The organism is Acidobacteriota bacterium, assembly GCA_039030395.1.
In the GTDB taxonomy this organism is placed as follows: domain Bacteria; phylum Acidobacteriota; class Thermoanaerobaculia; order Multivoradales; family JBCCEF01; genus JBCCEF01.
The window spans coordinates 53,364-72,236 of the sequence record JBCCEF010000008.1; the positions used below are offsets into that span (position 1 = coordinate 53,364).

At 65.4% G+C, this 18,873-nt stretch carries 20 protein-coding genes; all 20 read right to left on the reverse strand.

Translation table 11 applies throughout. The features are described from left to right. Nucleotides 1-34: 34 nt before the first annotated feature. The gene (locus AAF481_09965; protein MEM7481488.1) at nucleotides 35-610 is read right to left on the reverse strand and encodes a cytochrome c; all 576 of its coding nucleotides are present in this window, start codon (nucleotides 608-610) and stop codon (nucleotides 35-37) included. Continuing rightward, nucleotides 607-3,567: a TAT-variant-translocated molybdopterin oxidoreductase gene (locus tag AAF481_09970; protein MEM7481489.1), complete on the reverse strand. Its 2,961-nt coding sequence runs from the start codon at nucleotides 3,565-3,567 to the stop codon at nucleotides 607-609. Before AAF481_09970 ends, AAF481_09965 begins: the two co-directional genes overlap by 4 nt. A 4-nt stretch (nucleotides 3,568-3,571) precedes the next feature. After that, nucleotides 3,572-4,219: a cytochrome c3 family protein gene (locus AAF481_09975; protein ID MEM7481490.1), complete on the reverse strand. Its 648-nt coding sequence runs from the start codon at nucleotides 4,217-4,219 to the stop codon at nucleotides 3,572-3,574. A gap of 170 nt (nucleotides 4,220-4,389) precedes the next feature. Then, nucleotides 4,390-4,815 carry a DUF420 domain-containing protein gene (locus AAF481_09980; protein ID MEM7481491.1) on the reverse strand — a complete coding sequence of 142 codons (426 nt, stop codon included), beginning with the start codon at nucleotides 4,813-4,815 and terminating at the stop codon, nucleotides 4,390-4,392. Between the two features lie 2 nt (nucleotides 4,816-4,817). Next, nucleotides 4,818-5,387 carry an HD domain-containing protein gene (locus tag AAF481_09985; protein MEM7481492.1) on the reverse strand — a complete coding sequence of 190 codons (570 nt, stop codon included), beginning with the start codon at nucleotides 5,385-5,387 and terminating at the stop codon, nucleotides 4,818-4,820. Between the two features lie 15 nt (nucleotides 5,388-5,402). Beyond that, complete coding sequence (locus AAF481_09990; protein MEM7481493.1) at nucleotides 5,403-6,077, reverse strand: dienelactone hydrolase family protein; 675 nt, start codon at nucleotides 6,075-6,077, stop codon at nucleotides 5,403-5,405. Further along, complete coding sequence (locus AAF481_09995; GenBank protein ID MEM7481494.1) at nucleotides 6,074-7,039, reverse strand: ring-cleaving dioxygenase; 966 nt, start codon at nucleotides 7,037-7,039, stop codon at nucleotides 6,074-6,076. The genes AAF481_09990 and AAF481_09995 overlap by 4 nt, the downstream gene beginning before the upstream one ends. Before the next feature lie 86 nt (nucleotides 7,040-7,125). Then, nucleotides 7,126-7,590, reverse strand: a complete 465-nt coding sequence (locus AAF481_10000; GenBank protein ID MEM7481495.1) for a MarR family transcriptional regulator — start codon at nucleotides 7,588-7,590, stop codon at nucleotides 7,126-7,128. A gap of 285 nt (nucleotides 7,591-7,875) precedes the next feature. After that, on the reverse strand, nucleotides 7,876-8,055 hold the full coding sequence (locus AAF481_10005) for a hypothetical protein (GenBank protein MEM7481496.1): 180 nt from the start codon (nucleotides 8,053-8,055) through the stop codon (nucleotides 7,876-7,878). A gap of 40 nt (nucleotides 8,056-8,095) precedes the next feature. Further along, nucleotides 8,096-9,508: an alginate export family protein gene (locus AAF481_10010; GenBank protein ID MEM7481497.1), complete on the reverse strand. Its 1,413-nt coding sequence runs from the start codon at nucleotides 9,506-9,508 to the stop codon at nucleotides 8,096-8,098. 208 nt (nucleotides 9,509-9,716) lie between these two features. After that, the gene (locus AAF481_10015) at nucleotides 9,717-10,004 is read right to left on the reverse strand and encodes a cytochrome C oxidase subunit IV family protein (protein MEM7481498.1); all 288 of its coding nucleotides are present in this window, start codon (nucleotides 10,002-10,004) and stop codon (nucleotides 9,717-9,719) included. Nucleotides 10,005-10,222: 218 nt separating this feature from the next. Continuing rightward, nucleotides 10,223-10,912, reverse strand: a complete 690-nt coding sequence (locus AAF481_10020; protein MEM7481499.1) for a cytochrome c oxidase subunit 3 family protein — start codon at nucleotides 10,910-10,912, stop codon at nucleotides 10,223-10,225. Continuing rightward, on the reverse strand, nucleotides 10,905-12,524 hold the full coding sequence (gene ctaD, locus AAF481_10025) for a cytochrome c oxidase subunit I (protein MEM7481500.1): 1,620 nt from the start codon (nucleotides 12,522-12,524) through the stop codon (nucleotides 10,905-10,907). The genes AAF481_10020 and ctaD overlap by 8 nt, the downstream gene beginning before the upstream one ends. A gap of 8 nt (nucleotides 12,525-12,532) precedes the next feature. Continuing rightward, nucleotides 12,533-13,585, reverse strand: coding sequence for a cytochrome c oxidase subunit II (gene coxB / locus AAF481_10030; protein MEM7481501.1), 1,053 nt, complete (start codon nucleotides 13,583-13,585; stop codon nucleotides 12,533-12,535). 19 nt (nucleotides 13,586-13,604) lie between these two features. Then, complete coding sequence (locus AAF481_10035) at nucleotides 13,605-14,477, reverse strand: SCO family protein (protein MEM7481502.1); 873 nt, start codon at nucleotides 14,475-14,477, stop codon at nucleotides 13,605-13,607. After that, nucleotides 14,470-15,054, reverse strand: coding sequence for a hypothetical protein (locus AAF481_10040; GenBank protein MEM7481503.1), 585 nt, complete (start codon nucleotides 15,052-15,054; stop codon nucleotides 14,470-14,472). Before AAF481_10040 ends, AAF481_10035 begins: the two co-directional genes overlap by 8 nt. Then, nucleotides 15,047-16,294, reverse strand: coding sequence for a hypothetical protein (locus tag AAF481_10045; protein MEM7481504.1), 1,248 nt, complete (start codon nucleotides 16,292-16,294; stop codon nucleotides 15,047-15,049). Before AAF481_10045 ends, AAF481_10040 begins: the two co-directional genes overlap by 8 nt. Further along, nucleotides 16,294-16,956 (reverse strand): cytochrome c, encoded by a 663-nt coding sequence (locus AAF481_10050; GenBank protein ID MEM7481505.1) that lies wholly within the window; start codon nucleotides 16,954-16,956, stop codon nucleotides 16,294-16,296. The genes AAF481_10045 and AAF481_10050 overlap by 1 nt, the downstream gene beginning before the upstream one ends. Continuing rightward, complete coding sequence (locus AAF481_10055) at nucleotides 16,946-17,482, reverse strand: DUF3341 domain-containing protein (GenBank protein ID MEM7481506.1); 537 nt, start codon at nucleotides 17,480-17,482, stop codon at nucleotides 16,946-16,948. Before AAF481_10055 ends, AAF481_10050 begins: the two co-directional genes overlap by 11 nt. After that, the gene (gene nrfD / locus AAF481_10060) at nucleotides 17,479-18,873 is read right to left on the reverse strand and encodes an NrfD/PsrC family molybdoenzyme membrane anchor subunit (GenBank protein MEM7481507.1); all 1,395 of its coding nucleotides are present in this window, start codon (nucleotides 18,871-18,873) and stop codon (nucleotides 17,479-17,481) included. Before nrfD ends, AAF481_10055 begins: the two co-directional genes overlap by 4 nt.

Sequence of the window (18,873 nt, forward strand, 5' to 3'; positions counted from 1 at the left end):
CTCGCGCTGGCACCTCATCTCGAGGCAGATCATCCTACGGCCCCTCACTCTGGAGCTCACGTACCCGGGCCACGATCGCCCAGCGGTCCTCCGGCGGGATCGGATAGCGGTAGCCGGACATCAGCCCCAGGCCGTTGGTGATGACCCCATAGAGCTCGCCGTCGGACAGGCCGCGGATGCGCTCCTCGTGCAAATCGGCGGACTCGACTCCACCCTGCTCGAAAAAGGCGCCGCGACCGCCACCGTTCTCACCGTGGCACGGTACGCAGTAGATGTCGTAGCGCTCGCGGCCGCGCACCAGCGTCGCCTCCTCGGAAGCAAAGGGCAGGGCCGCCCGCGGCATCGCCGCCACCGGCTGGCCGGTCTCGTCGAGGCCTTCTTCGAAGACCGTGTCTTCGCCCAGGGCGCCGCGCGCCACGGTGCCCGGCACCGGCGGCCGCATGGTGGCGCCATCGGCGAAGAAGGCGCTGGCCGCCTGCGCCTCGTAGCGCGGCTGGTCGTCCATGTTCGGCACCAGGTGGAAGGGCGGGCGGCTAGAGGTACAGCCCCGGCAGCCGGCGAGGCTCGCCAGCAGCAGCACGAAACCACCCCACCGCAGCGAGTGGCTCATCCCGCAGCCTCCTTGCTCCAGGCGGGATTCGGATTGCGCAGCTTGGCGAGATACGAGGTGCGAGGCTTGTTGTTGAGTTCCGCCAGCATCACGTAGTTGCGCGGCTCGCTCTTGGCCACTACCACCCGGCTGGTCTCGTCGGTGATGTCGCCGAAGGTGATGCAGTCCGCCGGACAGGCCTGCTGGCAGGCGGACCTCACGTCGCCGTCGGCGAGCGCTCGCGAGGCGCGCTTGGCCGCGATCTTCGCCTGATTGATGCGCTGGATGCAGTAGGTGCACTTCTCCATCACGCCCCGGGAGCGCACCGTGACGTCCGGATTCATCGCCACCTTCATCAACTCCGGGGTGTCCTTGGTGTAGTTGAAGAAGTTGAAGCGCCGCACCTTGTAGGGGCAGTTGTTCGAACAGTAGCGGGTGCCGATGCAGCGGTTGTAGACCATCGCGTTGATGCCTTCGCGATCGTGCACCGTCGCCGCCACCGGACAGACTTGCTCGCAGGGAGCGTTCTCGCAGTGCTGACAGGACACCGGCTGGAAGACCACCTCCGGCGCTGCCGGGTCGCCATTGAAGTAGCGATCGATGCGCAGCCAATGCATCTCGCGGCCGAGGGCCACTTGCTCCTTGCCCACCACCGGGATGTTGTTTTCGCTCTGGCAGGCGACGACGCAGGCGTTACAGCCGATGCAGGCGTTCAGATCAATCGCCATTCCCCATTGCGGACCGATGTCGTAGACCGGCTCTTCCCACAGCGAGCCGAGGTGGAGTTTCGCCTCCGGCGCCTGGGCGAAGGCCGGCTCCGCCCGGAACTGGTCGAGGGTGCCCTCGCGCACCAGCGGCCGCCCTTCGAGGGACCAGTGCTCCTGCGTTTGGGCCAGCAAATAGTCACCGCCCAGCACCTCCACCGCCAGGCCGCTGCCGCCGCCCGGCGCCTCGGAGGTCCTGAGCGCGAAGGCATCGACTCCGACCGCCGTTCCCACCCGCCCGGCATGGCGCCGGCCGTAGCCCAGGGCCAGCGCGACGGAGCCTTCCGCCTGCCCTGGCAGCACCCAGGCCGGTGCTTCGACGCTGCGCTTCCGGTAGGTCAGGCGAACCCGGTCGCCGGTGGAAACCCCCAGGCCTTCGGCCGTCGCCGGGGCGAAGAGGGCGGCGTTGTCCCAGGTGATCTTGGTGATCGGATCCGGCAGCTCCTGCAGCCAGCCCAGGTTGGCGTAGCGGCCGTCCCACAGGTCGCTCGCCGGATGGAAGGTCAGTTCGAGATCACCGCTCGCGGCAGTCGAAGAGCCGCCCGCCGGCGCGTTGGCGGCCACCGCCACCGCCGACGCCGCGGAGCCTTCCGCCACGCCATCGTGCAGGGTCCGCCGCCAGGTTTTCTCGTCGATACCGAAGGGGGTGTCGCCCCAGGTCTTCCGCACCAGTTCGTAGCCGGCGGTTTCGGCCTCGCCGGCCAGCATGGCGAGCACCTCGATGGCGCCGCGGCCGTGCCACAGGGGAGCAATCAACGGCTGCACGATGCTCAAGGTGCCGTCCGCCGCCCGGGCGTCGCTCCAGGCTTCGAGGAAGTGCGCTTCCGGCAGGTGCCAGGTGGCACGCTCGCCGGTCTCGTCGCGATAAAGGCCGAGGTGGATGGTGTTCGGCACCGCGGCCATCGCCTCGCCGAAGGCCAAATCCGCCGGCGCATCGAATACCGGATTGACGCCGAGGGTGACCAGGGTGTTGACGGAGCCGTCGGCCATCGCCGTAACCAGTCCGGCGAGCGCCTCTTCCGTTACCGCGTCGTCCGGGCCGGCCGGATGCAGAGTGACCGTGCGGCCGATGGCGCCCAGGGCGCTGTGGATCGCCAGCACCGCGCCGTGCACTTCCGGCGGCAGCTCCGGGGCGGCGATCACCAGGGCGGCGGATCCGGCGGCCCGCAGGTCCGCGACGATCGCGTCGAGCTGGGCCGCAACCGCAGCCGGCAGATCTCCTCCGCCGCCACCCCCGGCGCCGAGGGCCGCCGCCAGGGCCGAAGCCAAGGCCGGAAGCTGATCGAATCGCAGCGGAATGCGGTGATCCGCCGCCGCGCCGGTGACGGTCAGCGTGCTTTCGACGGAATACAGGCGGTTCATCGTGCCGCCGTCCACTCCGCGGCGCCGGCCGGCGGCGAAGCCGCGGCCATGGCGCAAAGCGTCGCCGCCGGTGAGCAGCGGATCGGCCCCCAGGGTGACGATCACCTCCGCCTCGTCCAGGTGATGAACCGGCCGCAAGGCTTGGCCGGTGGCCGCCTCGATACCGGCTACTACCCGGCCCTCGTGGATCGGCTCCCACACCACCCAGCGGGCGGCCGGGTAGCGCTGACGGAAAGCTTCCGCCAACCGGTCCCGGGTGGGCGACGGGTCGAGCCCGGCGAGCACCGCCAGGTCCGCGCCGTCGGCGGCGCCGTCGCCGCGGTTCTGGGCCCAGTAGGCGGCGAAATCGTCCCAGGTGGCCTCCTCCGGGTCACCGTCCTCGGCGCCGTGGCGGTGCGGATGCTGGGAGCGGTCCGGATCGTAGAGGTGGAGGGTCGAGGCCAGCATCCATGCATTGGCCGCCCCGCCGGAGGACGGATGGAGTGGATTGCCCTCGAGCTTGGTGGGCCGGCCGCCGTGGCTTTCGACCAGCGCGCCAAAGGCATGACCGCCCTGCTTGAAGGTGGTGGCGTAAAACTCGGCGATGCCTGGAATGCGGCCTTCCGGCGCGTTGACGTAGGGGACGATGGTCTCCACCGGCCGCCGGCAGCCGACCGCACCGCCGAGGGCGACGGTGGCCCCCATCAGCCCGAGCATCTTCCGGCGGCTGATGCCGTCCGGCGTCTCGGAAGCACCCTCGGGGAACTCGTCCACCGCAGGCGCCGGCTCCGGAGCGGCAGTCCGCCACCTTTCCAGACTCCGCCAGTAGGCCTTGTCCGGGGCGGACGCTCGTCGTGTGCGGGGCTTCGTCATGGCATCACCGATGGCAAGCCGAGCAGTCTTCCGGCGGCGCAATCTGCAGGTCGGCGATCACAGCTTGAGCGAAGATGAGCTGGTCGTCCGGCGGAATCCAGGTGGTGTTGGTCAATTCCTCTCGCGGACGCAGGTGCATCTCCGGCTGCCGGTGGCACTCCAAGCACCAGGCCATGGAGAGGGGCTCGACCTGCCGCACCACCTCCATCGAGCGGATATCGCCGTGGCAACTGGAACAACCGACGCCGGCCAGCAGGTGAACGCTGTGATCGAAGTAGGAATAGTCCGCCAGGTCGTGGATTCGGATCCACTCCATCGGCCGCCCGGTCGCAGCGCTCTCATACAGCGGCTGGAGCGATTCCTTGTCGCGGCCGACGAGCTGATGGCAATTCATGCACACCTGCGTCGGCGGCACCGAGGCCACCGCCGAGACCTCCACTGCACCGTGGCAGTAGCGGCAGTCGAGGCGCATGTCGCCAGCGTGCAGCTTGTGGCTGAAGGGCACCGGCTGCCGCGGCTGGTAACCGACTTCGAGATGTTTCGGGGAGAGGAAATACCAGACGAAAGCGCTTCCCAAAGCCGGCACCAATAGCGCCACGCCGGCGGCCACGACCGGTAGACGATTGATGCGCTTAGGGAAAATCTGCGCCAATTCTAAAAACCTCTGGGAAGCAGGCGCATTCGCGTGGCGCCGCTTCCAAGGATGTAAGTTGTCCTTTCGAGGATACGTGGCCGATCCGGAAACTGTCAAGGAAGGCTCCGGCGAAGCGGAGCAAGGGCCTTCGGGGGATTTTGCTGTTTGGAACTAGCCGCCTGGCGCCGCTACCAGCTCATCCGGTAGAGCATCCAATACACCATCACCCCGGTGACCGAAACGTACAGCCAGATGGGCAGCGTCCAGCGGGCGATCTTGCGGTGCTGGTCGAAGCGCTCGCGGAGCGCCCGCACCAAGGTGATGATCGCCAGGAAGGGCACCGAGGCGGCGAGGATGGTGTGGCTCAGGAGGATGGTGAAGTAGACCGTCCGCGCCGTGCCGGTGCCGGTGAAGCGCACGGACCCCACCTGGAAGTGGTAGACCAGGTAGGAGATCAGGAACAGCACCGACAGGCCGACGGCGGCGAGCATGCAGGCCCGGTGGGCGGCGATGCGGCGCTGGCGGATGAGCACGAAGCCCACCACCAGCAGCACGCTGACCACCGAGTTGATGGCGGCGTTCAGGGTTGGCAAGAGGGTGAGATCGAACTCCACCTTCAGACCTCCCGGGGCACCCACCGAGAGCGCCGCGCCCGCAGCGCCTCGAACAGCTCGCGCACCGGCTCGAAACCGCCGTCGGGAAAGTTGTCTGGATTGTCCCAGAACTCCGCCAGCGCGCCGGTGCCCCAGCTCTCATAGGTGGTGACCTTGAGCATCAGTTGCAGCTTGTCGCAAGCCTTGACCAGCCGCGCTTCGGGCGTTTGACCGGCGGCGTACTCTTCGTACAGCTCGCGCGAGCGCGCCGGCAGCGGCGCCAGCAGATCCTCGATCACCGCCCTCTCGGCATCCTTCTTGGCACCCGGCGGGAGGTACTTCGAAGCGGTGCGCGGCAGGTCGCCGATGCGCACCTCCGCCAGGTCGTGCACCAAGGCGATCTCGATGGCCCGAGGCACATCGATTCCCGCAAGGCGCGGCCCGAGGGCCCACACCAAGAACAGCACATGCCAGGAGTGTTCGGTCACGCTCTCGGCCTCCGCCACGCCGCGCAGCGTCCAGCCGGAGCGGGCGACGCGGTCGAGGCCTTGGAGTTCGAGGACGAGGTCGAGGAGGGAGTCGTTGCGGTGCATCGCGAGGAGACTATCTCAGCCCACGGGGGCCGTCGAATCACCTCGGGCGCCTTGGCCCGCAACCCCCTCGAGGAGCACCTTCGCCGCTCCGATCTCGTCGTCGTTGACGCCGTGGCCGAAGCCCGGATAGATGCGCCGGTCGACCGCCGCACCCTGGCTCTGGAAGACCTTCGCGGACTCCTCCACCCGCCACAGCGGAACGTGGGGATCGACATCGCTGCAGCCGAGAAAGACCGGCGCGCCGTCGAAGGCTCCGCGCGCTGGCCACTCGGTGGCCGGCGGGCCGATCAAGCCGCCGCTCCAGGCGATCACGGCGCCGTAGCGGCGGGGCCGGCGCACCGCTGACTCCAGCGCCAGACAAGCACCCTGAGAGAAGCCGAGCAGCACCGTGCGCTCGGGCTCGACGCCTTCAGCTTCCAGGTCGTCGAGCACACCGCCGACCACCGCCAGCGCCGAGGACAGGGCCGGCTCGTTGTGTTCGAATGGGGCGACGAAGCGGTCCGGATACCAGGTGCCGCCCCGTGCCTGGGGGGCCCGGTAGGTCAAGTCATGCCGGCCGAGCACCGAGGTCAGCCCGAGAATGCTCCCGGCGGTGGCGCCGCGGCCGTGGAGGAGCACCACGGCGCCGGCCGCCTCGGCGAGGGAAGTCCCGGCCTCGGCGATCCCTTGATCGGCGTGCCAGCCGCTCACCCTGTGCCCCCCTCAACGCCGGACGTCGCCAGTTCCGGCAGCAGTCCCTCAATTTGTCCCCGGCGGCCTTCTAGCCAGGGCGGCAATCGCAGTTTGCCACCCAGCTCCTCGGGCGACTCATCCCGCAAGAAGCCGGGACCGTCCGTGGCGATCTCGAACAGTACGCCGCCGGGCTCGCGGAAGTAAATGGACTCGAAGTAGCGACGGTCCTGCACCGGCGTCACCCCGAGGCCGCCCTCGACCAGCGCTCCGCGCAGGTCGCGCTGATGGGCCTCGTCGTCGGCTCGCCAGGCGACGTGGTGGATGGTGCCGGCGCCCATCCGACCGGGCTCCGTGAGTGGCGCGGCCACCAGATCCACGAAGATTCCGGCGGGGCCGGCCGTGAAGCGACGACGGTCCGAGCCGTCCTCGGTCCACTTCATCCCGAGAGTGCCGGTCAGCAGCTCCGAGGTGGGATCGAGATTCCGCAGGGTGAAGGCCACCCCCGCGACGCCGACGATTCCCTCAGCATCCGACGGCGCCGTTTCCACCAGCTCCAGCAGCATGCCGTCCGGATCCCGGAGGCGCATCGCCGGGCGGCCGTAGCGATTCCGCGGCGCCTCACGCTCCACCTCATGACGGTCCAGCCGCTCGATCCAGCGCCCGAGGGAACCGTCCGCCACGGCCAGGGAGACCACCGTCGTCTCCCCGCTACCGCGCGTCCCCCGCCGCGCCATCGACCAGGGGAAAAAGGTCAACAGCGTGCCCGGCCGGCCGATCTCGTCGCCGTAGTACAGGTGATAGGTGCCGGGATCGTCGAAATTCACCGTCTTCTTGACCAGCCGCAGCCCGAGGGCTCCGGCATAGAAGTCCACATTGCCCTGCGGCCGGCTGGCGATGGCGGTGACGTGGTGCAGGCCGCCCACGCCGGTGGTGGTGTTCCGCTGGCTCGTGTTCTCTTGGCTCATCGTCGGTTCGCTCATGGTCTCACCATCCTTCCTTACATTTCATTAAATATGATCACGACATCCGTTATAACGAATAAATGATCAAAAAATTCCCGCCGCAGTCATTCCTCCCGGCGCACGGCTTCGAGAAGGCGGATCAGAGTGCGAATCTCCGCCTTCGGAAGATGGCCGAGAAACTCCTCCATCCATTGAAGGACCGGCCCGTCCAGCGCGGCCAGCAGGTCGAGTCCCTCGTCGGTCACCGCCACCCGCACCACCCGCCGATCGTCCTTTGCCCGCTCCCGCCGCGCCCAACCGGCTCGCTCCAGGCGATCGACCAGCCGGGTGACGTCGGGCAGCGGCGTGACCATCCGCTCCCCCACCTCGCCGCAGGTCAACGTCTCCGGATGGGCGCCGCGCAGAATGCGCAGGGCGTTGTACTGGGTGGGGGTCAAACCGTGCGCTTTGAGACGCCGCGCGAGTTCCTGATCCAACATACCGGCGGTGCGCGCCAGGGCTAAGAAGGCCTCTTCGGCGGGGGTGCCGAAGGGCTTGGACTGGCGGAGTTCGTGGCGGAGGGTGCTCATCAGCCAAGGGGCAACCGCGTCAGATTCCGCGCTCCGCGAACCACAGTCAAGATGATGGCAATCCCTTGCTCGAGCCTGTAGATGATCCGAAAGGGCGACACCAAGATCTCCCGATAACGCCCACCCAACTCAGGGACCACTCTCCTCTTCTCGGAAAGCGCTCGATGAGGTCGACTTTCTTGACCAAGTCGCTCATGAGAACGGCAGATCTACCAGGGGAATCCTACCCGATGTACTCGCTGAGTTCTTGAAGATTGGAAATCGCCAATGAAGACCATCGAATTCTCATTCGATGACGATTCGACGACGGACCTCTTCGTGGGGGATAGTTCCATACTCACGAATGGAAGCTTCGCCCAGTTCCACCTGCCTTCGCACATAGAGCTGATACTCAACCTGTTTCCAGGTGGCGTCGTCTGGGAGACTGTCCGCCCTTTCCAGGACCTGTTCCTTGACGGTGCTCATCGTTCAAATCCATCACTACGCCTTTCGCTGACGACTCACATTACCCCTTCCAACTCAACTGCACATATCCCCAACTCCCGTCGGACTCCGCTCGCAAGAACTGCTCCGCTCCGTCGCCGCCGAAGAAGACCCCACCGCCAACGCCAAGCCGCAAGTCGTGGGGCAGTTTGTAGCCGAAGTCGATGTCGATCTCCTGGCCGATGGCGTCGTCGGTGAAGCCGCCGGCCGGGCGGCGGCCGGCGAAGCCGAGGCGCTCCTTGTCGAAGGCGCCGGAGCCGCCGTACCAGGCGTCGCGGGTGTCTTCGAGTTCGAAGAGGTGGGCGGCGATGCGGAGGTTCCAGGGACCGCCGGCGGTGATCAGGGCCTCGGCGTAGAGGTCCCGCAGGTTCTGGAAGGCGCTGTAGTCGAGTGAGCCGTAGAACTTGTGGTTGGTGGGCAGCATGTTGAAGAAGGTTCCGTGGGCGGCGTCGCGCGGGTCGCCGCCGGAGGCCTGGGCCAGGCCGGCGCGGAAGGTCCAGGTCAAAGCACCCAGGGCGATCTTGCGGCCGCCTTCGATGAAGAAGGCCAGGGCGTCGTGGTCCTGCGGCCCCCAATCGCCGGTTTGCCAGGCGACCCAGGCGAGGAGGTCATGGTCTTCCCCGCCCCACAGCAGTGAGGATCCGACGGTGGTCATCGAGAGTTCACCGCCGGCGGCGGCGCGGGCGCCGGGCCGGTCGTCGTCGTACTGGTGGGCGAAGAGGCGGAGTTCGCCCGCCGGCAGCCATTGGCCGTAGCGGCCGGTGACGGCGATACCGCACACGCTGAGGTCGTCGAGCTGCTCGAAGGCGTCCTCGTAGTTGACGCCGCCGGCCAGCGGGATGAAACCCCAGCCGTCGAGGCGCACGGTGTCGTTCTGCCAGGAAGCGCCGAGGCCATCGTAGCGGCGGCCGACGTTCACCCAGTCCCAGTTGCCGACCAGCCGCTCTGCCAGGCGACGCTTCTTGATGCCGTCGAGGTGGGCGACGCCGGTGCCGATCTCGTTGCCGGAGGGCGATTTCATACGGCCGCCGTAGAGGCGGAAGCCCTCATTCCTATAGGTGACGAAGAGTTCCGCCAGGCCGAGGTGGGCGGGATTTTCGTCGCCGTCGTTGGCGGCGAAGTACACCGGTCCGATGCCGAAGGCGCCGTTGGCCGGCAGGCCAAAGGAGCCGGCCGCCTGGGCGACGCCGCGCAGGTCGAAACGCTCCCACTTCACATCCGCCGTGAAGCGGAAGCGGGCGTTGCCGAAATCGTAGTCGCGGTCCGCCGCCGGGTTGGCGGCGGGGGTATCGAAGAACTCGTGGCGCAGGCGCAGCTCGTAGCCGAGATCCACTTCCGGCGGGTCCGCCTGGACCGGCAGGGAGAACGCCGCCACGAGGACAACCAAAGCGACGCGAATCGTCGTAACCATCGGCAAATGTAGGCACTTACCCATACACACCTCCCAACCGTCGTGAAGTCGGCTTAGGGTGCCATCGATTGGGAATCAGCGCAAGACACTCCGAGGTGGGGGAAGCAAACTACCCCGTGGGGCAGCCGACAGCCTCTGCCGGAGCGAGGGTTGCCCCGAGAGGGTGGCGGGACGGCGAGGCGAGAAATCGACGACGTCGAATAGGGACGCCTCGCGAGGCGCCCATGCTGGACTAGCCCAAAAAGCCTCGGCCGATGTAGTCCATCATGATCATGGCGATCATGATGAAGAAGAACATGAAGCCGCCGACCACCGTCAGGGCGGTGAGTTTGCCGCTGTATTTGACGTGCATGAAGTACAGAATCACCAGCACCGCTTTGAGGGTGGCGATGGCGAGCATCACCACGTCGTTCAGGCGACCGAGATCTACAAAGGCGACGGCCACGGTGATGACGGTGAGCACCATCAGGGCGGCGAAGATGCCGAAGTAGAGCTTGCGGGAAACGACGTGGTGCGACATGGCTAAATGACTCCCAGCTCTCGAGGCCCAAAGGATTCTGCGCACCCAACCGTGACCGAACGCCCCGAGCCCGACAAGGCTCGCCGGCGGCTTTGCCGCCGTGGATGGGGGTGAGCCTTGAAGAAGCTTGCTTCTTCGAGGTGAGGGGGGCGCCCAGCCCCCTTGGCGAGTGAGCTAGCGGGAGCTGATGAAGTATCGAATCGCATCGTCAGCTCCCGCTAGTGACGGCCGATCAGGTAGAGCAGCGGGAAGAGGAAAATCCACACGATGTCCACGAAATGCCAATAGAGACCGAAGCACTCCACCGGGTTGTACCAGTCGGCGTTGAACTTGCCCTGCCAGGCGGGGATCAACAGGTAGGCCAGGAATCCCATGCCGATGATCATGTGGGCGGCGTGCAGGCCGGTCATGGCGAAATAAAGGGAGAAGAACATCTCCGTCCCCGCTTCGTTCGCCGGATCGCCGTAGGGCGGCGCCCACTCGAAGCTGTCGCCGGGTACGTGGTGATGGGCAAACTTGCCGCTGTACTCGATCACCTTGACGCCCAGAAAAACGGCGCCCAGAACAATCGTTAGGATCATGAATACGATCAGGGCCTTGCGCTTACTGACCTGCGCTGCCCAAACCGCCAGGGCCATGGTCAAACTGCTGCCAATCAGCACCGCCGTATTGAAGCCACCCAGGTAGAGGTCGAGGGAGCGGCTGGCCTCGGCGAAGGCGTCGAAGGAGGCGCCCCGGTAGATCAGGTAGGCGCAAAACAGGCCGCCGAAGAACATGATCTCGGTAACCAGGAACAGCCACATGCCGAGGGTCGACGCCTCGCGTTGCTGATCGAGATCCTCAAAGTGGTGCTGCAGCTTCGGGTGGTGGGCCTCGTGGACCCCACCGGAGTGCGCCAGGTCAGCCACGTTTCCGCTCCAGTTCCGCGTAGTCGTAGGGACCGCCGGTGACCACCGGGTCGTGCAGGAAGTTCTCCGTCGGCGGCGGTGACGAAGTTTCCCATTCGAGGCCGTAGGCGCCCCACGGATTGTCGTCGGCGACGCGACCGCCCTTCAAGGACCACAGCAGGTAGAAGAGCGGCATGGCGTAGCCCACGCCGAGGATGGTGGCACCGGCGGTGGACAGCACGTTCAGCACCTGCATCTCGTCCGGGTAGCTCCAGTAGCGCCGCGGCATGCCGAGGTAGCCGAGGATGAACTGCGGGAAGAAGGTCAGGTTGAAGCCGACGAACACCAGGCCGGCGGAGAGCTTCGACCAGAAGTTCGGGTACAGCCGCCCGGTCATCTTCGGCCACCAGAAATGGATGCCGCCCAGGTACCCCATGATCGCGCCGCCCACCATGATGTAGTGGAAGTGGGCCACCACGAAGTAGGTGTCGTGGACGTGGACGTCCAAGCCGATGGTGGCGAGCATCACGCCGGTCAGGCCGCCGATGGTGAAAAGGCCGATGAAGCCCAGGGCGTAGAGCATCGGCGTTTGCCGCGAGATGGAGCCCTGGTAGAGAGTCGCCATCCAGTTGAACACCTTCACCGCCGAGGGCACGCCCACCAGCATCGACAGCACCGAGAACACTAGGCCGGCGTAAATCGACTGACCGCTGACGAACAGGTGGTGGCCCCACACCAGGAAGCCCAGAATCGCAATGGCGATGGAGGCGAAGGCCACGAAGTGGTAGCCGAAGATCTTCTTGCGAGTGAAGGCGGAGATGATCTCGCTGATCACTCCCATCGACGGCAGGATCATGATGTACACCGCCGGATGGGAATAGAACCAGAACAGGTGCTGGAAGAGGATCGGATCGCCACCCAGGGCCGGATCGAAAATCCCCAGATGGAGGGCCCGCTCGGCGGCCAACAGCGCCAGCGTAATGGCGATCACCGGCGTGCCGAGCATGATCACCAGGCTGGTCGCATAGTGGCCCCAGATGAAGAGCGGCAGACGGAACCAGGTGAGCCCTGGCGCCCGCATGCGGTGGATCGACACAATGAAGTTCAGGCCGGTGAAGATCGACGAAAAACCGTTGATGAACAGCCCCACCACCGTCAGCACCACATAGCCGTTGGCGTAGGTGGTGGAGAACGGCGTGTAGAAGGTCCAGCCGGTGTCGACACCGCCCATGGCGATGGCCGCCAGGGTGATCACCCCGGCGATGTTGTAGAGGTACCAAGAGGCCAGGTTGATCTTTGGGAAGGCCAGGTCCTTGGCCCCGATCATGATCGGCACCAGGAAATTGCCCAACACCGCCGGGATCGACGGGATCAGGAAAAAGAAAATCATCACCACGCCGTGCATGGTGAACATCCGGTTGTAGGTATCCGCTTCCATCAGATCGCCGGCGGGGGTCAGCAGCTCCAACCGCACGACGAAGGCAAAAAGGCCGCCGAGGACAAAGAAGACGGTAATCGAGATCATGTAGAGGATCGCGATCCTCTTGTGATCCTTGGTCAACAGCCAGGACTTCAGGCTGAAACCGTTGGTCAGGTAGTTGGAGCCGGGCGCGGCTGCTGCATGGGTGGTCATAAGGTTCTCTATCCCGCGTCGGGGCGGTTGCCTTCGAGTTCGTCAACGGAGTCCGTCGCCGCCTGGAGTGCCGGTACGGCGCCTTCCCGTAGGTCCTCTCCCAGGCCCGGAACGCCGGCGGGCTCGCCGTCCAGCGACTTGATGAAGTCCACCAGGGCGTTGACCTGTTCCGCCGTCACCTGTCCCTTGAAAGTCGGCATGATCGGCTGCCAGCCAGCCACGATATCCGCCTGCGGATTGAGGATCGACTGGCGAATATAGCTCTCGTCGGCGGTCACGGTGCGACCGCTCGCCAGCGCCACCTCGGTGCCGAAGAGACCCCGGAGGGCCGGTCCCCGCGCCAAGCGGGTGGCGTCCACCGAAGCACCGTCGCCCACCTGGTGGCAGGTGGCGCAGGCGAACTGCTCGAACAGTTCCTCACCGGAAGCCTGCAGCGTTGGCCCGGCCACCCCGGTCGCCAGCCAGCTCTCGTAGTCCTCGGGAGAGAGGGCATAGACGCTGCCGATCATTCGCGAGTGCTCGGTGCCGCAGTACTCGGCGCAGAACAGGTGGTAGCGGCCCGGCTGGGTGGCTTCGAACCAAACCGTCGTGTAGCGACCCGGCAATACGTCTTTCTTCACTCGGAACGCCGGCACGTAGAAGCTGTGAATGACGTCCTCGGAGGTCATGGTGAGCTGAATCGGACGGCCCACTGGAACGTGCAGATCGTTGATCTCCCGCACTCCCTCCGGATGCTGGAACTTCCACATCCACTGTTTGCCGACGGCGTAGTAGGCATCGGCGTCCACCGGCGGCCGCGAGAGGTCGAAGAACACCTTCGCCCCCCAGGCGAACATTGCCAGGGTGATGATCAGCGGAATCACCGACCAGGTGATCTCGAGGGGCAGGGTCTTGACCTCCGCCTGGTTGCCGTACTGGTACCACTCCCGCCGCCGGTACTTCATGAAGAAGAAGATGATGAAAGCGGCGATCAGCACCGAGAAGAACAGGCTGACCGCGATCCACACGAAGTAGAGGGTGTCTACCTCACCGGCGAACGTCGAGGCGGCCTCGGGGAACATCGGGAAATCCGACCACATGCTAAACGGTCCTCAAGTCGGTGGGCGCCAGCCGCTTTTCACGGCGCACCATGACGATGATGAAGGTGACGAGGGCGATAACCGTTAGCAGGCCGCCGAGCCGTACGATGTTCATGGTGACGGCGGTGTAGCGGCCGATGCTGGCGTCGTAGTGAAAGCAGTACAGGAGGATCTGATCGATCGCACTGCCGATCCTGCCCTCGCCGGCCTCGACAAAGCCTAGGCGAAGATCCTTCGGCGGGTAGTCGATACCAAAGAAATAGCGCGCGATGCGGCCCTCCGGGGTGGTCAGCACCAAGCCGGCAGCGTGGGCGAATTCCCCAGTATTGGCGTCGTAGCTGTAGCGAAAGCCGACGGCCTCGACCAGCCGGTCGATCTCCGCCTGCTCGCCGGTAAGGAAGTGCCAGCCGTCCTCGGTGCCGGTGCGGCCGTAGCGGCGAATTGCTTGCGCCTTGGCCTCGGCGGCCAGTTCCGGCCCTTCCGAAGGATCGAAGCCAACCACCACCATCTCGTACTCTTCGCCGAGATCGAAGGGCAGCACCTTGAGGCTGCGGGTGAGGCCGTCCAGGGTCAGCGGGCAGAGCATGGGACAGTCGAAATACACCAGCGACAGGGCCACCGGCCTGTCGCCGTAGAAATCCCCCAGGCGCACTGCGTTGCCTGCACTGTCCACGAACTCGGTGTCCAAAGGAACGATCTCTCCCATCCGCTGGTCAAAGCCGATCTCGCGCAGCGGCTCCGGAACAGCGCTGGGATCCGGGTCGAGGCCCATCGGCCGCGCCTGCGGGCTGACGGTGTCGGCCACCACCGGCAAGGGCGCCAGAAGGGCGAAGCACAGCACCAGCGGAAGGATCCGCTGCGCGCGGTCAGCCATTCGCCACCCCCTGGCCACCGTCGGCTAAGGGCTCGGAGTCGGCCGGTGCGGAGTCGTCGCCGACGGCGTCCTCGCTCCCCTCATCGACTTCTTGGGACATCGGAACGACGGGGGTCTTCGGAGTCTCAGCGGCCCGCTCGAGGGCCATCTCGATGGCGCGGTCGACCGGGATGTGGATGCGGCCGGCCCCCTCGTCGAGGTAGCCGTAGTGGTTGAGCCGCGCGCTCTCTTCCTCGCGCATCCGCCGCATGCTGTAGCCCTCGACCAACTCCAGATTGGGTCCCGGCGGCACCGGCAGATCGAGATTGCGCTCCAGTCCCGGCAGCGGCGGTTCCCACTCGACGGCCTCGTTGGCGCGACGGGTTTCCGCCAAGGCTCGCTCTTCGAGCGGCGTCAAGGCGCGACGGGTACTCTCTTCGGCGCTTTCGAAGCGAGTCCCCAGGAGCCACATGAGCACCATCGACACGGCGGTCACGGCGAGGATGCCGAAGGCGGTGTACAAGATACCGCTGACGGTCAGCTCCACATCCGGATCACTGGAGTGACCGGCAGCACCTTCGTGGTGGTCGTCATGCATGATCGGCGAGCTCCAGGGCGGCACCATGGGAATGGCCGTGGTGCAGGTAGGGATCGTTGTAGGGCATCACCGGGTGGCGTCGGTAGAACCACACAAAGGTGGCAAACCACAGTCCGCCGACAGCGACCGGTGCCGCCAAATCCAGCCAATGAACCGCTGGGCCGTCCTTCAGATAGCTCGGCACCGCCTGCATGAAGACGTCCAGCCAGCACATCAACAGCAGAAACACCGCCACCCACCCCAGTGCCTTGACGTTGCGTTTCAGGTCACGCGACAAGAGCAGCGCAAAGGGCAACGCGAAGTGCGCCAAAAACAGAAACAGAGCCACCGGCCCCCAGCCGTGCCGCAGGCGATGGAAGTACCACTCGGTTTCCTCCAGCTGGTTTCCGGACCAGATAATGAGGAACTGCGAGATGGTGAAGTAGGCCCACAGCATCACAAAGGCGAGCATCAGCTTGCCCCAGTCGTGGAAGTGGCTCTTCTCCACGTAGTTCGTCAGCGGATGGAGACCGATCATGAAGCGCATCAGGAGCACCGTGAAACATAGTGCTCCAAGGCCCATGGCGGCAATGAACCACACCCCGTAAAGGGTCGAGAACCAGGCTGGCTCGATGGACATCAAGAAGTCATAGGACAACACCGTTGTCGCAAAGACATAGAGCACCAATCCCGGCGCCGCCACCACCCGCATGCGGCGCGAAAGACCCACATCGCCGGTGGCATCCTGCCGCAGGGACAGCCGCGACAGCAGAAAGGCCAGCCCGAGCAGCACGGCAAAGACGATGAAGTAGCGCAACCGCATGCCGCCGGCGTTGAGCCACGGCTCCTTGTGGTGGAGCAGGTGTTCTAGCTCCTTCGGCGCGCGCTCCGGGGTGGACCAGATGTAGAGATGCTCGAGACCTCCGAAGACCAGCGGCAGACCGAGGACCGCCAACAGCCCCACGGACTTGCCGGCGGCTTCGTAGGCTCGGCGGGCAAAGAGCCCCCATTTGCCGAGGGTCAGATGCTGGATCATGGCGAAACCCAGGCAGCCCAGCGGGATGGTGAGCACGAAAACCCAGCCAACGAGCCAGGAGCGATAGAACTGCGCCGGATCCAGCAGAAATCCGAAGAGGCAGAAGACGGCGGCGACGAGACCGCCGGCCAAACCGCGGCGCTGCAGCATCGCGAGGTCCGCCGGCGGCTCGTAGAACTCCGGAGGCTGACCGGGACTAGCCGAGGATTGGGCCGAGTGACTCATCAGTGTGCGCTCGCTTCGTGGTCGGTGTCGCCATGGTGGCCAGCGGGGTCGGAGATGGCCGGGTCGGGCTCCTTGAGAGCCGTTTCGAAGGCTTTGCGGTCGTCCTCGGACAGTTCATCGAGGGTCATGCCCTGGCTTTCCTGCAGCACCCGCAGGTAGGCGATGATCGCCCATCGGTCCGTTGCCGGAATCTGGCTTCCGTAGGCCGGCATGCGGCCGAAACCGTTGGTCACCACGTCGAAGAAGTAGCCTTCGGGCATCTCGCGCAGTCGCTCTTCGTGGAACGACGCCGGCTTCGGATAGCCGCGCCGCACGATCATGCCGTCGCCGGCACCGGTCTGACCGTGACAGGGGGTGCAGAACATCCCGTAGCGCTGCTGACCGCGGCGCAGCACGGATTCCGAGAGCTTCACCGGGTTGAACGTCACCGGCTGGCCGTTGGCGTCCATACCGGCGTGGAGAGCCGTATCGTCGTTCAGGTGGCCGCGCGCCACGGTGTGTTCCGGCAGCGGCCGGGCGGAGGCGTCGTTCTCAAAGAACGAACTCTTCTCCAGGGGCTCGTACTTCGCCTGGTCGAACATGCCTTGACGGCAGCCGACGAGAGCGAGGAAAACCCCACCGAGGAGCACGATACGGAAGGCCGTTGCCGACTTACTCTTCAACTTCCGCCACCTCGATGGGATTCAGTTCGCGCAGAAAGTCCGCCGTATCTTGGCGATCGAAGCGCGGATCCTCCGCTTCGACCACCAGGAAAAATCCCTCGCTCGACGCCTTGGCGCGAAAGGATTCGACATTGAACACCGGGTGGTAGGGCTGGGGCAGTTTGTTGAGCAGAATCATCCCCAGCAGGCCGGAGGCGGCCGCCGCCAAGATGGTGCACTCGAAGGTCACCACGATCCACCCGGGCCAGGCCGCGAAGGGCCGCCCACCGATAATCATCGGGTAGTGGATGGTGGCGCTCCAGAACTGGAGCCCGAAGCCTCCGAAGCCGCCCGCCAGGCCACCCATCAGCACGATCAAGGGCACCCAGGAGCGCTTGTGTTCGAGGGCTTCGGACAGCTCCTCCACCGGATAGGGGGTGAAAGCGTCCACCCGCGTGTAGCCCGCGCGGGTAGTCTTCCGGGCGGCTTCGACCAGCGCTTCCGAGGTTGGGAACTCGGCCATCAAACCGTAGATCGTAAAACTCATGTCGCCGCCTCGTGGTGGTGAGATTTCTCGTGCGCCAGGTGTCTCACCTCGAAGATCGAGATCACCGGCAGGAAGCGGATGAACAGGAAGATCAGCGCCATGAACAAACCGATGGTGCCGACGTAGATGGCCCAATCCCAGCGGGTACCGGCATAGACGTCCCAGGACGACGGCAGGAAGTCTCGCGCCAGACTGACCACGACGATGATGTAGCGCTCCAGCCACATGCCGACGTTGATCGCCATGGACACCAGCCACAGTACGATCGGCGAGGTGCGCACCCGCTTGATCCACAGGAGCTGCGGCACGAAGATGTTGCACACCCACAGCATCAAGTACTGGAACTTGAAGGGGCCGGTAAACCGGTTCTTGACCATGCCCCATTCGTAGACGTTGCCGCTATACCAGGCGACGAAAATCTCGACGATGTAGCCATAGGCCACGATCAGGCCGGTGGTCAGCATCACCTTGGCCATCGCCTGCAGATGGCGGTCGGTGATGTAGTCCTTCAATCCGAAGAGCGGCCGGAGCGGCAGCATCAGCGTGAAGACCATCGCGAAGCCGGCGAAGACCGCGCCGGCGACGAAGTACGGCGGGAACACCGTGGTGTGCCAGCCGGGAACGATGGAGATGGCGAAGTCGAAGGACACCACCGTGTGCACCGACAGCACCAGCGGCGTGGACAGGCCGGCCAAAAGCAGGTACAGGGCCTCATAGTTTTGCCAGTGCTTGGCGGACCCTCTCCAGCCGAGGGAGAAGATGCCCGCCAGGCGCTGTACCCAGATGTTCTTGGCGCGGTCGCGCAGCGAAGCGAGGTCCGGGATCAGGCCGGTGAACCAGAACAGGAGCGACACCGTGGCGTAGGTCGAAACGGCGAACACGTCCCAGATCAGCGGGCTCTGGAACTGCGGCCAAAGGCTCATCTGGTTGGGGTACGGCATCAGCCAGTAGAACAGCCACGGGCGGCCCAGGTGGAGGATGGGGAACATCCCCGCACAGGCCACCGCAAACAGCGTCATGGCTTCGGCGAAGCGGTTGATCGAGGTGCGCCACTCCTGCCGGAAGAGCAGCAGAATGGCGGAGATCAAGGTGCCGGCGTGACCGATGCCGATCCACCAGACGAAGTTGATGATGGCGAATCCCCAGGCCACCGGCATATTCAAACCCCAGACTCCAGTGCCGACCGTCACCAGCTTGGCGGCCCCCATCAAAAACAGCATCAGCAGGGCGAAACTGATCCCAAAGCCCACCAGCCACCAGGGCTTGATCTCGCTGAAGATCGGACGGGTGATGTCGTCCGTCACCGACCCAGGGGTGTGGTGACCGGTGAGAACCGGCGGCACTCCCGGTTCGGGCTCGCCGGTGAAGACTGGAGGATCTATGGTCGCCAT

What these genes read in the sequence shown, in the direction of transcription:
- AAF481_09965 (MEM7481488.1), bottom strand. Translation starts at nt 610, where the DNA reads ATGAGCCACTCGCTGCGGTGGGGTGGTTTCGTGCTGCTGCTGGCGAGC.
- AAF481_09970 (MEM7481489.1), bottom strand. Translation starts at nt 3,567, where the DNA reads ATGACGAAGCCCCGCACACGACGAGCGTCCGCCCCGGACAAGGCCTAC.
- AAF481_09985 (MEM7481492.1), bottom strand. Translation starts at nt 5,387, where the DNA reads ATGCACCGCAACGACTCCCTCCTCGACCTCGTCCTCGAACTCCAAGGC.
- AAF481_09995 (MEM7481494.1), bottom strand. Translation starts at nt 7,039, where the DNA reads ATGAGCGAACCGACGATGAGCCAAGAGAACACGAGCCAGCGGAACACC.
- AAF481_10000 (MEM7481495.1), bottom strand. Translation starts at nt 7,590, where the DNA reads ATGAGCACCCTCCGCCACGAACTCCGCCAGTCCAAGCCCTTCGGCACC.
- AAF481_10005 (MEM7481496.1), bottom strand. Translation starts at nt 8,055, where the DNA reads ATGAGCACCGTCAAGGAACAGGTCCTGGAAAGGGCGGACAGTCTCCCA.
- AAF481_10010 (MEM7481497.1), bottom strand. Translation starts at nt 9,508, where the DNA reads ATGGGTAAGTGCCTACATTTGCCGATGGTTACGACGATTCGCGTCGCT.
- AAF481_10015 (MEM7481498.1), bottom strand. Translation starts at nt 10,004, where the DNA reads ATGTCGCACCACGTCGTTTCCCGCAAGCTCTACTTCGGCATCTTCGCC.
- ctaD (MEM7481500.1), bottom strand. Translation starts at nt 12,524, where the DNA reads ATGACCACCCATGCAGCAGCCGCGCCCGGCTCCAACTACCTGACCAAC.
- coxB (MEM7481501.1), bottom strand. Translation starts at nt 13,585, where the DNA reads ATGTTCCCCGAGGCCGCCTCGACGTTCGCCGGTGAGGTAGACACCCTC.
- AAF481_10035 (MEM7481502.1), bottom strand. Translation starts at nt 14,477, where the DNA reads ATGGCTGACCGCGCGCAGCGGATCCTTCCGCTGGTGCTGTGCTTCGCC.
- AAF481_10040 (MEM7481503.1), bottom strand. Translation starts at nt 15,054, where the DNA reads ATGCATGACGACCACCACGAAGGTGCTGCCGGTCACTCCAGTGATCCG.
- AAF481_10045 (MEM7481504.1), bottom strand. Translation starts at nt 16,294, where the DNA reads ATGAGTCACTCGGCCCAATCCTCGGCTAGTCCCGGTCAGCCTCCGGAG.
- AAF481_10055 (MEM7481506.1), bottom strand. Translation starts at nt 17,482, where the DNA reads ATGAGTTTTACGATCTACGGTTTGATGGCCGAGTTCCCAACCTCGGAA.
- nrfD (MEM7481507.1), bottom strand. Translation starts at nt 18,873, where the DNA reads ATGGCGACCATAGATCCTCCAGTCTTCACCGGCGAGCCCGAACCGGGA.